General features: G+C 43.0%; 12 protein-coding genes and 1 pseudogene. 8 read left to right on the top strand and 5 right to left on the bottom strand.

Annotated elements, in window-relative coordinates; genetic code table 11:
* Positions 1–128: 128 nt before the first annotated feature.
* The 5 genes from BACFIN_RS18970 to BACFIN_RS18990 form a co-directional block, all read right to left on the bottom strand.
* Positions 129–1,322 carry a primase-helicase family protein gene (locus BACFIN_RS18970; protein ID WP_007841857.1) on the bottom strand — a complete coding sequence of 398 codons (1,194 nt, stop codon included), beginning with the start codon at positions 1,320–1,322 and terminating at the stop codon, positions 129–131.
* A gap of 16 nt (positions 1,323–1,338) precedes the next feature.
* Entirely contained in the window at positions 1,339–1,644 is a 306-nt protein-coding gene (locus BACFIN_RS18975) for a helix-turn-helix transcriptional regulator (protein WP_007747650.1), read from the bottom strand.
* A 141-nt stretch (positions 1,645–1,785) separates the two neighbouring features.
* Positions 1,786–3,201 carry a DUF6043 family protein gene (locus BACFIN_RS18980; RefSeq protein WP_007747648.1) on the bottom strand — a complete coding sequence of 472 codons (1,416 nt, stop codon included), beginning with the start codon at positions 3,199–3,201 and terminating at the stop codon, positions 1,786–1,788.
* Between the two features lie 21 nt (positions 3,202–3,222).
* Positions 3,223–4,515 carry an ATP-binding protein gene (locus BACFIN_RS18985; RefSeq protein WP_007747646.1) on the bottom strand — a complete coding sequence of 431 codons (1,293 nt, stop codon included), beginning with the start codon at positions 4,513–4,515 and terminating at the stop codon, positions 3,223–3,225.
* Positions 4,516–4,690: 175 nt separating this feature from the next.
* Positions 4,691–6,190: a tyrosine-type recombinase/integrase gene (locus BACFIN_RS18990; protein WP_032839064.1), complete on the bottom strand. Its 1,500-nt coding sequence runs from the start codon at positions 6,188–6,190 to the stop codon at positions 4,691–4,693.
* A 784-nt stretch (positions 6,191–6,974) separates the two neighbouring features.
* Here BACFIN_RS18990 and BACFIN_RS18995 point away from each other — a divergent pair.
* From BACFIN_RS18995 to BACFIN_RS20370, 8 genes and pseudogenes are all read left to right on the top strand, one after another.
* On the top strand, positions 6,975–8,468 hold the full coding sequence (locus tag BACFIN_RS18995; RefSeq protein ID WP_192909829.1) for a tyrosine-type recombinase/integrase: 1,494 nt from the start codon (positions 6,975–6,977) through the stop codon (positions 8,466–8,468).
* A 13-nt stretch (positions 8,469–8,481) separates the two neighbouring features.
* The gene (locus tag BACFIN_RS19000; RefSeq protein ID WP_007747634.1) at positions 8,482–9,726 is read left to right on the top strand and encodes a DUF6043 family protein; all 1,245 of its coding nucleotides are present in this window, start codon (positions 8,482–8,484) and stop codon (positions 9,724–9,726) included.
* 181 nt (positions 9,727–9,907) lie between these two features.
* On the top strand, positions 9,908–10,228 hold the full coding sequence (locus BACFIN_RS19005) for a DUF3853 family protein (protein ID WP_007747631.1): 321 nt from the start codon (positions 9,908–9,910) through the stop codon (positions 10,226–10,228).
* Between the two features lies 1 nt (position 10,229).
* Positions 10,230–11,615, top strand: a complete 1,386-nt coding sequence (locus BACFIN_RS19010; protein WP_007747629.1) for a virulence-associated E family protein — start codon at positions 10,230–10,232, stop codon at positions 11,613–11,615.
* Positions 11,616–11,748: 133 nt separating this feature from the next.
* The gene (locus BACFIN_RS19015; protein WP_007747619.1) at positions 11,749–12,096 is read left to right on the top strand and encodes a hypothetical protein; all 348 of its coding nucleotides are present in this window, start codon (positions 11,749–11,751) and stop codon (positions 12,094–12,096) included.
* A 50-nt stretch (positions 12,097–12,146) separates the two neighbouring features.
* The gene (locus BACFIN_RS19020) at positions 12,147–12,674 is read left to right on the top strand and encodes a hypothetical protein (protein ID WP_032839063.1); all 528 of its coding nucleotides are present in this window, start codon (positions 12,147–12,149) and stop codon (positions 12,672–12,674) included.
* A gap of 173 nt (positions 12,675–12,847) precedes the next feature.
* A complete protein-coding gene (locus BACFIN_RS19025) occupies positions 12,848–13,246 on the top strand; it encodes a plasmid mobilization protein (protein ID WP_007747613.1) in 399 nt (132 codons plus the stop codon).
* Positions 13,247–13,251: 5 nt separating this feature from the next.
* Positions 13,252–14,458: pseudogene (locus tag BACFIN_RS20370) on the top strand (relaxase/mobilization nuclease domain-containing protein).
* The last annotated feature ends 3 nt before the right edge of the window (positions 14,459–14,461 follow it).

The raw sequence follows: 14,461 nt of genomic DNA, 5'->3' as shown, positions 1-14,461 counted from the left end.
ATCCAACGGTTTAGGATTCTACTTTTCTTTTTTGGCCAGCAATTCTGTTGAAAACTGTTGAGACTATTGTTGAATCATATAAGCCTTGTTCATACGTTTCTCCCTATATTTCATCAAATTCAACAAACTCAACGGTAGCCTTTCAGAATTTCTCGGGTGACGGTGTAAAAGCGACCGACTTTCTTGGGTGATAAGGAATACTTCTGTCCCGGCAACACGGATATTTGGTAAGTGGAATAAGACAACGCATTGGGCGCAGGCTCCAGTTTCCAACACTGTTGCAGGACATTCCTTGCCTGATGGCGTTCCACCCTTACCATTGAATAGTTGAACAACGCCAATAGGTCGTTGATGCAGAAATCCACCACATCCACCAGCATGCAGTCCATGATGTCGAGCAGTAGTTCAGCCATGTCAAGTTCTATGCGGCTCCGGTTGCAGCGGATGATTTTCTCCAATGCTTCCGTGCGTATGAGTGACGGCGAAAACCACATTCGACTTTCTTCTTTGGTTGTCAAGTCACGATGCAACAGATAGTGCAAAAATGCTGGGATTTCGTTTTTCAATTTCTGTAGAAACGAAGTATCATCCTTTTCCAATCTGCGAACCTTTCTCACCCAATAACGTGTTTCCTCCGGCTCAATGTAAACGGGGAAATTCTCGTTATTAGAACACAGCACGAACTTAGCGAAGAACTGCACTTCATAACGGTCTTTCCCTTTGGATTCCATTTTATAGGAATGGGCTGTGCTAAGATTCTTCAACCGTTCGCTATCCTCACGGCGGTTGAGCAGCACTTCATCCACAACTATCATCAGTTTGCCTGCCCAATCGGCATTGAACTGACTACGAAAGTCCTCATTCGTATTGAAAGTAACATTATCCTGAAACAATGCTTTCAAGAAGTTCAGGAATGTACTCTTGCCTGTATTCCGTTCTTCCGAAACCAACAGAAGTATCGGCAGCTTCTGCGTGGGCTTTAGGTATAGCAGTTGAAGATAGTCCATTCCCAACTCATACTGCTCACCAAAAATGTGTTCCACCAGCGAGCGGATATGCTTGAAATCGCCCTCCACAGGAATATGGGTTATCGGCTCGTAAAGGTTATAGAAACCTGCAACCTCTTTTTGATAGTTAATATGACTCGGCACCGTACAAAAGCCATTATACTTTGTGATGGGAGGAATGTTGTTCTTCCCATAGTCCTGCCGGATAGTGCCAAAGCTCCATTGAATCCGGCGAGTGATAGTTGTACCATCAACCAAAGGTTGCTGCACTACCTTATATATTGTAGTACCTACCCGAATATATAATTCTTCCATATTGTTCCTCTTGGGATTATACATTCAATTCACTACAGCCAGAACCCTGCACTTTCGATTTCACAAGTGAAGTAATCTCCCTTTTTGAGTAAAGGTTGCGTCCACCTAACTTGTGAACGATGATTGTACCCTCTTTCTGCATACGCCACAAAGTGGTGTAGGTGATGTGGAGCCGTTCGCATACTTGGTCGCGCGTATAGTATTCGTCACTCTCTTCTGGTGTCAAGTCAGTTTGAGACTTTTTCCCAATCAGTTCTTCTACTAATTCAGAAACAACCTGCTTGAGGTCATCCTTCTGTAACATGATAAAATTTCCTTGCATAATATGTTGTTTAAATGATTATGCCGCGAAATTATTATAGAACACAAAGAAAGCACCTCGGTAAAAATCGCGTCGATTTCTGCCGAGGTGCTTTTAACGGGATAGCGTTTCTTTTTAACTAGCCAAGCGTTTATGATAGAATTAATATACATTGGGAGAAAGCAAAGTACGCAGTCTTATCCCCATCAACTTCGCTTGTTCCCTTCCTGTTTGAATAGTTTTTTCTGATAAGCTCAAATTATAGCCATAGTCGCCATGTTCATTGATAATGGCACAATAAAGGGCTTCTGCCCAATCAAAACCCAATTTGAATCCAAGGGATGGGAATTTCTCCAAAATGGCAGTATGAAAAGTTCGGTAATTATAAGAGTCATTAAGCAAACCACCATTAGTCAACGCAGCAAAAATATAGGCAAGAACGGAGTCTGTAGCATTCGTTTCCATCCATTCGGTGAGTATTGTCTCTATCCCATTGGTAAGAAGTTCCGCATAAGGTTGTATAAGCATTTCCTCAAGCAGAACACAGACTTGCTTGCGTCCACGGCGTCCTATAGATGCCTGTAAGGTGGAACTGACCACCTCTTTTGCCGCACCATTTTTACCCATAGCTTTCCATGCCCCTTTGGTATAAGCCGCTTTGTCAAAACTGGTAAGCATTAAAGAGCGTATAAATTGCCCACCAAAACCTTTCTGCCAGACAGACGAGTTTTCTCCCATCATTGTTTTGGAGAGTAAATCTCCCATCTTCACAAAACCATCGTCAAATATCATCCAGTAGAACGCACTACACATGAAAGGATTGTTATGCAGGAGTTTTTGTTTCGTAGCCTCTTGATTAAATGTAGAAGCAAACAAGGCTGTCAGTTTCTCATGGACTTGTTGGTAATTGCTTCCAAATTGAGCTTTATTGTAGCTTTCAGTCCCAGGACAAAGACTTTCAAGTAATTCTGTAATGCCCTTAATTCCATTGAGAGACAGCATCTCTGCCAAGTAAGACATGCCTTTAAGAATGAAAGTCATGTCACCTTCGTATGCTTTGGCAAAAAGATTTGTAAATTCTTGATAGTCTCCGGGGTGTTCATAGTGCCAGCGACGCAAGCTGAGCAAATTCAAATCCTTGTTAACTGCTTCTTGAGTTTCACGTTTCTCGTCCTCCCAATAAGCATGAATGCCTTCTTTAATGTATTTTGCATCCTCTGATTGCTCAAATTTGCTTATGGCATATTCTATTTCCTTAAGCCCATTGTCCAGTTCCAAATAGCAATACAAGCAGCAGGCAGACACATTCCCATCTTCTATGGTATTGGAGAATTTGTCAATCATCTCATCGGTAGCAGCCCCTTCTTCTGTGGTCATTATCTCCAGGATTATACTTTGTAGCTTGTTTGCCTCATCATCTATCTGTTTACTGTAGTTATCGCACAACAGGTTCTTTAAGATTGATTGAATCTTACTCTTAAAGTCTGTATAGATTTCTCGATTCGCTTCAAGCCATTCCTGCATTTCCGATTGACTGGGATAGTTATCATGGTGAAGTTCCTTCATATCATCGTCCATATAAACAGTTTCGCTAAATGGTTAATCTTTGAGACATGCCAAAGGAATCACTTTAACTCCATCGGGACGAGAGTATGCCATTGTTCCACCCGTCATCACAATAAGCAAGTCCGGCTCCCGAATAGGCACCTGCTTCTCCGTTTTGTTGTGCTCCTGTATAAGCCTTTTGAGTTCGAGTAAGTGTTTAGCTCCTTCATCAATTTCGCTACTACCAAGTTTGCACTCAATGAGAGCATAACGTCCATCTTCCAAATGCAGCACTATGTCCGCTTCCAAGTCGTATCGGTCATGGTAGTAAGATACATGACTGTTCAAATCAATGGTGTACGCCTTTAGGTCACGAATACACATCTGCTCAAAGATAAATCCAAACGTCCTAAGCTGCATACTTAATGATTCGGGAGATAGTCCCAAAAGGGCAATCGGTATAGAAGGGTCACAGAAGCATCGTTTTACACTGCTTCTGATAGCGGTCTTGCTTCTTATAGCAGGACACCATGCACTTATGTTCTGGATAACAAATAGTTTTTCTAAAGCCGAAACATAATCATCAAATGTATCTACGTGACAACTTACTTCGCCAGACGAGGTTACATCATCTAAAAGAGATTTTTTCTTGACCAATGTCGAAACATTCCTGGCATAAGCCCGAAGTATCATGCTGGTCAGTTTGGCATCTCTTTTCTTTCCATCAATACCGGAAACGTCGTCAGAACAAATGGTTTGAACATAGTTCTTTGCCACAAGTAATTGAGCTTTTGGAGTACGAGCCAACAAAGAAGCCGGCCATCCACCTCGGGATGCGGCAAAGATTAGGTCTTCGACTGTCATCTTAGACATTTTACCGTCAATATCATAATCAGGATTGTTGAAAAGTTCTTTCAATGAAACTTCGCCCGTAGATTCTTGCGACTCCCACAAGCTCATAGGCAACATACGCAGCCGGGCAATACGACCAGCTCCGGAATGATGTATTTGAGATTTGTCAACAGCATTGGAACCAGTGAGTATAAATTGTCCGGGAATTTGGCGGTCATCAACAGTTGTTCGTACCGCATCCCACAACATTGGAGCATCTTGCCACTCATCAATAAGACGAGGTGTATCTCCTTTTAACAGAATGGACGGCTTAGTTTTAGCTGTGGCTAAATACTCCTCACGCATACTTGGGTCTTGCATTCTCAAGATGCTATTGGCAAGTTGAGATGCCGTAGTGGTTTTACCGCACCATTTGGGACCTTCTATCAATACTGCCCCAAATGCATCCAGTAAATCTTGCAGCAGGGCATCGGCTGTTCTTTTATAATAATTCATATAATATATTTTTCAATGGCAAAGATACACATTTCCTGCGAATTGTATTGCTAATTCGTGTTTTTTGTGGTAATTAAATCCACTTTTTTGCGGTATTTAATTCGGTATTTTTGCTGTGTTTTGTTCCGTGTTTTTGTGGTATTTCACTTGGTGCTCTTGCGGTAAACAGCTATAATTAGTCAGATAGATTAGCTATCAGTTCCATCCTCTCCTCTTCGCTTAAGCCCTTCAGCATCTCCAACAAAGCTTTCTTATCTACAACTGGGGCAGTTTCTTTAGGCTTCTCATTAAGCAAATAATAATTGTACTCCAACATCTTCGCAAGAGGATAGGCGCCTATGTAGTTGGAAGTGATGTCACTGCCACCACTATGCCCCATGCTGTCACTTATATATTTATAAGGTACGACACCTGAATTATTGAGATTGGTAGCAAAGCTATGTCTTGCCCATGTTGGTGATGGTGTTTGTTCCAATCCTATGAGTTTAGCGACTTTTGCCATGTGCTCACGTATATATCTGTTATAACGTTGGATAACCCATATCTCCTGTTCAGGGGTAATAAGTTCGCTCATTATGGGAAATACCCTTCGCCCAAGTTCTGGAGCATTACCATATCGGTTGAGTATCTCTTGTATCTCAGGTGTAACAGGAAATATTACCTCACTGGCACTCTCGTTTCGTTCCCGGGTCTTATGACGAAGAAAACGTAACTGTTTGCCATGAGTGGCATAGTATAGTTCATCATAAGTCAGACGGAGAGTATCAGCAAGATTTTGCCCATCGCCTAAATACATAAAGAGGAATAATCCAAGGTCGCGAAATATAGCATGCTTTTCTCGCCCAAGAAACAACTCGTTCCCATCCTTGTCTTTTGCCTCACCTGCTTTCCAGAAGTCATAAAGTTTACGCATGGTAGCCACATCAAGAAACTCATGCTTGCGGCTTTGGGATTTATTGTAACCTGTGTCCTTGAACATTTCCTTGGTATCACCTTTCATCAAACCATTTGAGATACACATATTGATGATTGTTCTGAAACTACGAAGTGCGATGGCAATGGTCGTGGTACTCAGTCCATTTTTCCTCATAATCTTCACCCACTTCAAGACGAACTCCCTGTTAATGTCAGCAAATGATACATCCGTCCCCAAGTCTTTCACAAAGCGGTTACGAACATCTTTGCTACAACGGGCTGAACCAGCCTTGCCCTCATTGGTCTTAGATTGAATGTATGAATCCCACACTGTAATAATGGTGCTGTCATCATCTTTTTTACCCTGAAATCTGTCTTGCAGCTTGCGAAGAGAGAAGTTGTTTTCTGCGATAAGTTGATTGGCGATAAGTTCCACCCTGTCCATTAGATTTTTCATGTCGTTTCTCTCTGTCAGTTGAACACGACGGCCACTTTTCTCGTATTCGCACAAGGTCAACCATTCTTCCATAGTGTATGTTTTGCCCAAACGAAGAAAGACCTTCTGTCCAGCATGGCACACACGCACAGCCACAGGAAGCGGTTGCGAGTAATCTCCTGCTTTTCGTATGTCAAGAGTCAACGACCCATATACGTTGCCATTTGCAGCCGTGAATTTGGCGAGGCACTTTTCTCCCCTTGAAGTGGTTTTGGCTTCCATTTTTGCCGTTTTAGTGACCTTATTCGTTTCTTTCTTCTCCATAATATGTTTATTTACAAGTGATATTCCGCTTTCTTTGGTGACCTTCAGGTGACCTTTTCGCACGGAAACTACTGCAAACATACGTATTTTCCTGCAAACCACAAAATGCATTAAGTACTGACAATCAGTATATTTATATAATATGTAATTCCATGAAATACCATACAAAAAGACTCATAATCTGGAGGTCCCTGGTTCAAGCCCAGGCTGGTCCACGTTGAAAGTTAAGCACTTACGAGAAATCGCAAGTGCTTTTTTCTTTATCTGCGTAAACAATGCGTAAACAAGCGGTTTGAGTTGGCTCTGTTTGCACATAGAATTTCTGTGAAATCCCATGCCATTCTATAACATAACTCATTAAGATATTCTGTTAATATGACCATACTTGGCGGTTAAATAAACTCAAATATATTCCATTTACACCTTGATTTATAGAATAATATCGTACTTTTGTATCGCGTAATGCATTTGTGGCAAGCCATGACCTTGGTGGTGCTCTTTCTTGAAAAAGAAAAGTGAGTTTGCCTAACCGCCGTGGGAGGGTTATCCCATTCTGATGGATCAATGCGTAGAGGGAGTGCCAGTCGGAGGGTACTCTATGACAAACAAAACGCGAGAGTTGCTTCAGGGGTTGAGACCGATTAGCATAAGTCCGGTTACCAATCAGCGACAGAAGACAACGAGATTGCACCGCTGCATATAACGACAATGTTTTGTATATGTATGCCTCACATTGCAAAGCGTCTGTATTCAGAGGTTATGTTGAGCATAAACAATGAATGCAATGGAAAAACTGACAAAGTCCTTGTCGCTTTTCAAGGAACGAAACTGTTCTGTTTCTGTCGTGTTGGATTCACGCACTCGCAGGAAAAACGCGTGCGAGTTTCCGTTATCTCTCCGTTTCACGATAAACCGCAAGTGCTTTTATCTTACCGTTGGAAGTTCTTTTACAGAAAAGAAGTTCTCAGATATTTGTAATGCGACTAAATGCAAGAGTGAGAACTACAAACCTCAAAAAGAGTGGAAAGACACCTTTGTTCTCAAATACAAAGAAATGCTGATGAATCTGAACAAGGGTGGCATCCTGACATTTGAAATGGTACGTCAATGTATCATGGGCGAGGGAGTGATGCTATCCAAAGAAAATACGACCAAGTCACAATCCTTTATTGGTATATGGGAACTAATTATCCATGAGTTGCGTACAAACGATGGCGGTGCACGTTTTACCACGGCAGAGAGCTACGAGTGCGCACTCAAATCATTCAGAAAAATTCTCGGAACCAATATGATTAGAGGATTCTGCATCAGTGCTGCGGAAATCCAGAAATGGAAAGAAGGGATGCATAGTGGAGTAAAAGATGAAAATGGAGCAATCGTTGGGAAAATCAGTGATACTACCGCCGGGATTTATCTCCGTTGTTGCCGTGCCGTATGGAACAGATGTGTACATGAAGGCTATCTCAAAGATGTTCCTTATCCTTTTTCTAATAAGAAGGAGAAAGGACTTGTGAGCATACCCAAGAGTGCGAAGCGCAAACAGAGCTTTCTGAATGTCTGTCAGATGACGGAGCTATATAACCTTTTTGTCTCAAAGAAATATCCCGAACATTGGTCGGAAGAATATACCAAACGTGCTCATTACTCATTGGGACTGTTTCTTGCCCAGTACCTATGCAATGGATTCAATATGGCAGATGCAGGACGATTGACTTACGATAGTTATTATTATCAGACAAACGGAAAGGCTTTCCGCTTCAACCGAAAGAAAACTTCCCGAAGAAGTGCTGACGGTTCCGAAGTAATCGTTCCTATCATCCCTCCTTTACAATATGTGTTAGATGAAGTGGCGGCACCTCCGACTCGGGATGGTCTTGTTTTTCCTCATATATTAAAAGGCTCGGAAACAGAAGAGTTGCGCCGCAAATATACCATGCAGGAAAATTCAAACGTAAAAGACCGTGTTATTAAGGTATGCCATGAAGTACTACATTGGGACAAATCCATCTGTCCGTCCGGTACATGGTGCCGACACTCGTTTGCCACCAACCTGCATAATGCAGGAGTAGATATGGATTATATTTCTGAAAGCATGGGGCACGCATCTTCTGATCATGCTATCACCCAAATATACATTGAGCATTATCCTCTTGAAATTCAGATGGAGAATAACTCGAAACTATTGAATCTGACAAAGACCTCTGAAAGAGACCTGTTATTGGCAAAACTGGCGAGTATGCCCACTAAGGAATTAGCCAAATTGTTTACACGAGCCTAATACGACTTTGAAGATGAGAAATTTCATAGAGAGAATAAAAGACTACTTCACAAGAAAGGATTGCGCTGATATGGCTATCTGTACTTGGAAGTCAGCCAACGAAGAGGTGTATGCCGATTTCTGTAAACGCATGGATGCTATAGGCAAGGGGGACTTATCTATTCTGATGTATATATATCAGATGATGCGGGAATGTACACCGCCAGAAGCTTTACTGTTGTATAACTGGCTTTCCGATTTCATGAACGGTAAAGATATACAGAATATAGCCAATCAGCAATGGGCTGGCAAGTATACAGATATTATAGCCCAATGTATCACCAACAAACGGTTGTGGATAGGTGTCAACGTAAAAACGGATACGGTAGAGTTGCTCACATCCCCAAAGTCGGAATTATTGATGGTTCATTCCGAAACACCTATTGAGGTTTGGAACCGTTTACCGCAGGAAACAAGATCCTATTTGACAGAGCAACTGGATGTACTTATGAAAAACAGCAAAGGATGCTATCTGTTGAGCAAACTGGAAAGGAAAATGGTGTATCAATCCCTGACATACATCTCCCGAATCATTTTCCTGTCCCATGCCGTGTTTGTTGGTGAGGTTATGGCCAACCTGTATGATTATGTAGTGGAGAAGAAGGAGATTTTGGCTTATTGCATGTACTATTTCGTGATATTTGACCACGGTCTTTCACGTATGGCCAAGTTACTTGACCGCCTGCTAAACAGTGGAGAAGTTGACAATGGCGACATGATTCTGATAAAATCATGTGTTGCCTTGCTTGTTCATCAAAGCATAGAAATGGGAACTGAAAGCAAAGCCGGATGGGAAGATACAGCAGAAGTCTGGAATCCGGAAATCTGGAAGGAAGTGATGTTTGCCTTGCGAAAAGCCAAAGGCAGACGTGGGAACAAAAAGGTTATGCAATCATTGGATGATATTCTCGTCGGGGACAAGGAGTGCATCAAGCAGGGCATCCGCTCGTTTCTTGAAGAGAATACCGAGGATATAAGCCTTGCCTATTTATTGAAAGCTTTGGTAAAAGTTGGAAGAATGAAAGCCTCCATAAGATACATGACATTCCATCGCGCCGTTGAACAGTTCTCTCAACAGCATTACGGACACGATATACCACAGAAGCGGTATGGCGAAATCAAGGATATGGTTTTGGACTTGCCTCAAAGAGGAAACAGTTATATCAAAGCAAAACGGATAATAGACCGATGGACGGACTATTTTATCAAGAACGGATAATTGGGAAGTCTAGCTATCCGTAACTTTTTCTGTAAACATCTGTTGTAAATCGGTTGGTTATATTAAGCCACAAATAAACCGACCGATATGCAGAGTTTCATAAACTACCTTTGCTCATGAAATCGGTTTCACAGAGTTGAGCCGAAGCTTAAAGTAAGCTAATAACTAAACAAGTAAAGGTATGGAAGAAAAATTCAATTTTAACCAATTACTTCAAAAGCCTATCGCCATGATGACAGGCGAGGAGCTTTGCTTTCTCATTACAAAGAGTGTAGCGTCCACCGAAAAGCCTACATCCCCAATGGCTTCCAAAGGCAACTATTATGGCATAGAGGGTATTGCCCGTGTGTTCGGATGCAGCGTACCCACAGCTAACCGCATTAAGAAGAGCGGCATCATAGACAAGGCTATCACACAGATAGAACGAAAGATTGTGGTGGATGCAGACCTTGCACTGTCTCTGGCAAAAGAGTCAGGTGGAATTCATATTAAGGAGCAGTAATATGGAAGATAATTGGAAAAAAGATTTGGTAACAGACAGCTATGGAAATCCAGTCCGTTCCATCAGTAACCTCCGACTTATTTTCACTTTGGATGAGAATCTTAGTCGGATAAGATATGATACTTTTTGTCAGGACGATGTATGTTTCAGCCCTTTGTTTCGCAATGTCAATGGCAACAAGATTGATGAGGAATCGGCAGGAAAGATACAAGACTATTTGGAAAGGACATACAGATTATATCTGACACAGAATAAAGTTTTTGAAATGCTAAAAACGACCTCGTCGGAACGGAGTTTTAACCCTGTTCAGGATTTTATCACCCAAGAGACATGGGACGGGCATCCTCGCATAGCCACAACCCTCATTGATTATTTGGGAGCGGAGGATACGCCGCTTGTCAGAGAACAGACAAAACTATGGTTCGTGGCGGCTGTTGCCCGGGTTTTCACCCCCAGTTGCAAGTTTGACAACGTGCTGACTCTGCCTGGCCCTCAGGGTATCGGGAAAAGCACCTTTTTCAAGATCATCAGCGGGAAATGGTTTAACGACTCGTTCTCTTTTGCCAGTGGTGACAAGGAGAAGGTAGAAACCATAACCAATGGTTGGATTATTGAAATCAGTGAGTTGAACGGTTTGAAACGGGCGAATGATGCAGAGGCAGCCAAAGCTTTCCTGAGCCGTTGCAGCGACTATATGCGCCCTGCATACGGACATAAGGTTGTGGAGTTTATGCGGCACAATGTCTTTGCGGCTACTACCAATGAGACAAACTTCCTGCAAGGGGACAACGGGAACCGCCGTTGGTGGATAATTCCGGTTAAAGGAAACGGTCATGTTTCAGAATGGCTGGATGCGCTACAACGTGTTGTTCCTCAGCTTTGGGCAGAAGCATACGCCTATTATCGGCAAGGAATGAAACTTTATTTGACACCCGATATGGAAATTCAAGCCAATGAAGTGCAGGTACAACATTCCAACATCCTTGTTGATCCCATCATAGAAGATCTGGAAATGTATTTGGAGCGTGAGATTCCCGTCCAATATGCAAGTTGGACCATTCCGATCCGACAGGCTTATCAAAAGGGAGCATACTCAGAACCAAACTCAACAATGACTTCGCTCAACATGGTTTGTGCCCGGCAGATTATAGAGGAAATGCCCAATGATTTGGTCAGACGCAATCCTGCCAAATACACATCACAATATATCAATCGCCTGATGTCCATGATTCCTAATTGGAAACGGAGTGATCAGGAAAAAGTCAAAGGGTTACATCCTGCCTATTGTGACAAGACCGGACGGGCAAAGCATCCGTGGGTGAGAGTGGACGCACCAAACGAAGAAGTCTGTACTTCATTACCAAGTGAACAGGATTTGCCATTCTAAATCTCAAACTAAGGGAAAAGAAGAATATCTGTCCCTTTGTCCCTCTTTTCCCCTAAAAAGGATGAAAACAAAAGACAGATAAAAGAGAAAGTTATAAGAAACATTTGGGACATGGGACAAAATAATTGAAAACATGAGAAAGGAAGAACTTATCAAACAACTCCAAGAGCATGAACCGTTACTGGCAAACGCGGTCAGCCACATGGTGGAGTATATTCAAGACCGTTACCCTGCGGCATATCCAAGCAGGGTACAAACCGAAGCTGTGAACGACTATCTGCGGAGCGTCTATGCAGATGGAGACGGTAACATGTCAGAGCTGAACTGTGAGCACCGCCGTATTGCTTCACAGAAAATAACCATTGCTGCCATCCGTGTATTGAATAGTCGTCAGCTTGACAGACTACAAGACGTACTTGACCATATCGCATACGACAGGGAGTATTATATGCCGGAGAGAGGATGTGGGATGCACCGCTGACTTTCTTTTTTGGCTGTACCACTTATAAAATATCTTCAAACAAACAGATGATGAAAACTAACTTACATTATTGCATAGTGCTTTCAGCTGAGCAACTTACGTATCTGGCAGGAAGCAAATACGGCATTGACCGCATGAAAATTTTACACCAACTGATTGAAACGGCCGTATTAAAAGAGACCGAGTACGCCATAAAAGGTTTTTCCACAACTTTGCAAGTAGGGCAAGCCGTTCTTTCAGAAGTGGATTTGTCCAGCAAGTTGGGCTACGACAGAAAGACCATATCCCGTGTGCTTGACAAGATGAACCAGTTGGGAATTATCGCATCCATGCAGAGTAATCGGACAAGCATCCATACGTTAAAATGTATATCGGCGTGGATGCAGGATGGTTACCGCATAGACAATCCTTTCTATGTCCGGCTGAAAGACCGACCTGATGAAAGAGAGAATCCTCCTGCTATATCAGATGACGGTAAACATACTTCGTCCTCTTCTTTCCCTTTTGTCTCAGTTTTCCCACTGACTGTGGCAACGGAAAATTTCGGCGGAGATATTTTGGCAGACAACTCTATATAGTCGTATCAGAAAGGTGGTGTGTCCGAAGCTGTTGTATGCAGTATTGCAAGAAGTTCCTATGTCGCACAAATTCGCTTCGCTTATTCGTTTCACATAGGCATATTCCGGCAGTCGCAAGCTCCCACCGTGCTGACCCTTTTTGAATTGATGTTTTACCCATAGCATAACAGAGTATGAAGAAGAAAAAGAATACCGACAAAGAAATTGATGAAGAAAACGAAAAGAAAGTCACAAGACGCACCCTGTGGCTTGAAGCCAGGGTGACAGAACAGGAATATGCTCAAGCGGCAGAACTTGCCAAAACCTGCGGCTTATCCATTAGCGAATATGTGCGGCGTACCGCCTTGGGGCAACATCCACGGCAACGGTTGTCTGACCATGAAGTGGAAGCCCTATGTAGTCTGACGGATGCAAGGGGTGACCTTATCCGTATTGCAGCAGCCGTGAAATCCATCCAAGCGGACAAACGGGCTATGTATTTCAGCGATACCCGATTTGTGGAACAATGGATGAGGGCCGCTACTCAGCTTATCAATCGTTGGAGCCAGATAGAAAATTACCTTACTGAATAAATTTTATGATAGCAAAAACCTCCACCATATCGCATGGCGCAAATGCCATAAGATATTCCGTCAACAAGGAGAAAGCGGATATAGTCAAAGCCAACTTCTTGCCCGATGATATTTCGCCGGAAGCGATGTACGGACGGATGATGCTCGTGCAGAAAAAGTTTGCAGAGAACATTAATAAGGGCAGGCCTCTTGGCAGAAATGTGATAAGAATTGAGATTTCTCCATCCGAAGAAGAAAGCCGGGATTGGACGATGGATGATTGGGAACGTTTATCAAACGAGTTCATCCGCGTGTTTGATTCCATTGACCTCTCCGGCAAAACCAAACGGGCTTCCTCAAAACAGACCAACCTCAAAGGTTCGCAATACATAGTCGCCCTGCATCGTGATTCCAAAAGTGGCATTCTCCATCTGCACATTGATGCCAACCATGTAGATATGGACGGAAAAATCAATGACAGCCATAAGATTGGCGAGAGGGCTGTCATGGCTGCGAACATCATCAACGAGAGACGAGGCTGGGTCCAGTCTGAAGAAATAGGTATCCAACATAGGCAGGAAGTCTCAGACAACTGCATGGAGATACTCCGCACGATGGACGAATTCAGTTGGCAGAGGTATGAAATGGAACTGGTGAAACGGGGCTATAAAGTGCACCTGCAAGAAAAAGACGGTGGAGGAATTTATGGCTATTCTATCAAGCGTAGCAACTCCATTTACAAATCATCCATATTGGGTGTCGGGCGAAACCTGACTCCATCAAAGATTGAAGCTACTTGGGCAAAACTACATCCGCAGGAAAGGAAATCCAATAAAACCTGTTCCCCAACAAACACGGACAGCAGGCAAGACTCCTGTTATACAACCTTCGACTGCTTCGCAGCTTGTTATGAAGCATTACGATATAACGACAGACGAGTATCACAAATACCATGTGGCGATACCAGAATTCGCAGACAATATCATTCGGCAGGATTGTTCTTTAGAAGAGGCACATCCGTTAGCTAAGATTGAAGAGATACAGCACACGGCTCTTTTGCTCTTTGCCGGGTATTTGGATGCTGCCACAAGTATGGCCGCATCAAGCGGCGGTGGCGGTTCTGACACAGGTGGCTAGGGACGGGACAAAGACGAGGATGACCTTGAATGGGCACGCCACTGTGCAAGAATGGCAAACAGCATGTGTAAGCGTAGGAAAGGACTTCACAGATAAACT

It is taken from the genome of Bacteroides finegoldii DSM 17565 (genome assembly GCF_000156195.1).
Classification (GTDB): Bacteria; Bacteroidota; Bacteroidia; order Bacteroidales; family Bacteroidaceae; genus Bacteroides; species Bacteroides finegoldii.
This window is presented reverse-complemented; position numbering and strand designations above follow the sequence as displayed.

What these genes read in the sequence shown, in the direction of transcription:
- BACFIN_RS18970 (WP_007841857.1), bottom strand. Translation starts at nt 1,322, where the DNA reads ATGGAAGAATTATATATTCGGGTAGGTACTACAATATATAAGGTAGTG.
- BACFIN_RS18975 (WP_007747650.1), bottom strand. Translation starts at nt 1,644, where the DNA reads ATGCAAGGAAATTTTATCATGTTACAGAAGGATGACCTCAAGCAGGTT.
- BACFIN_RS18980 (WP_007747648.1), bottom strand. Translation starts at nt 3,201, where the DNA reads ATGGACGATGATATGAAGGAACTTCACCATGATAACTATCCCAGTCAA.
- BACFIN_RS18985 (WP_007747646.1), bottom strand. Translation starts at nt 4,515, where the DNA reads ATGAATTATTATAAAAGAACAGCCGATGCCCTGCTGCAAGATTTACTG.
- BACFIN_RS18990 (WP_032839064.1), bottom strand. Translation starts at nt 6,190, where the DNA reads ATGGAGAAGAAAGAAACGAATAAGGTCACTAAAACGGCAAAAATGGAA.
- BACFIN_RS18995 (WP_192909829.1), top strand. Translation starts at nt 6,975, where the DNA reads ATGGAAAAACTGACAAAGTCCTTGTCGCTTTTCAAGGAACGAAACTGT.
- BACFIN_RS19000 (WP_007747634.1), top strand. Translation starts at nt 8,482, where the DNA reads ATGAGAAATTTCATAGAGAGAATAAAAGACTACTTCACAAGAAAGGAT.
- BACFIN_RS19005 (WP_007747631.1), top strand. Translation starts at nt 9,908, where the DNA reads ATGGAAGAAAAATTCAATTTTAACCAATTACTTCAAAAGCCTATCGCC.
- BACFIN_RS19010 (WP_007747629.1), top strand. Translation starts at nt 10,230, where the DNA reads ATGGAAGATAATTGGAAAAAAGATTTGGTAACAGACAGCTATGGAAAT.
- BACFIN_RS19015 (WP_007747619.1), top strand. Translation starts at nt 11,749, where the DNA reads ATGAGAAAGGAAGAACTTATCAAACAACTCCAAGAGCATGAACCGTTA.
- BACFIN_RS19020 (WP_032839063.1), top strand. Translation starts at nt 12,147, where the DNA reads ATGAAAACTAACTTACATTATTGCATAGTGCTTTCAGCTGAGCAACTT.
- BACFIN_RS19025 (WP_007747613.1), top strand. Translation starts at nt 12,848, where the DNA reads ATGAAGAAGAAAAAGAATACCGACAAAGAAATTGATGAAGAAAACGAA.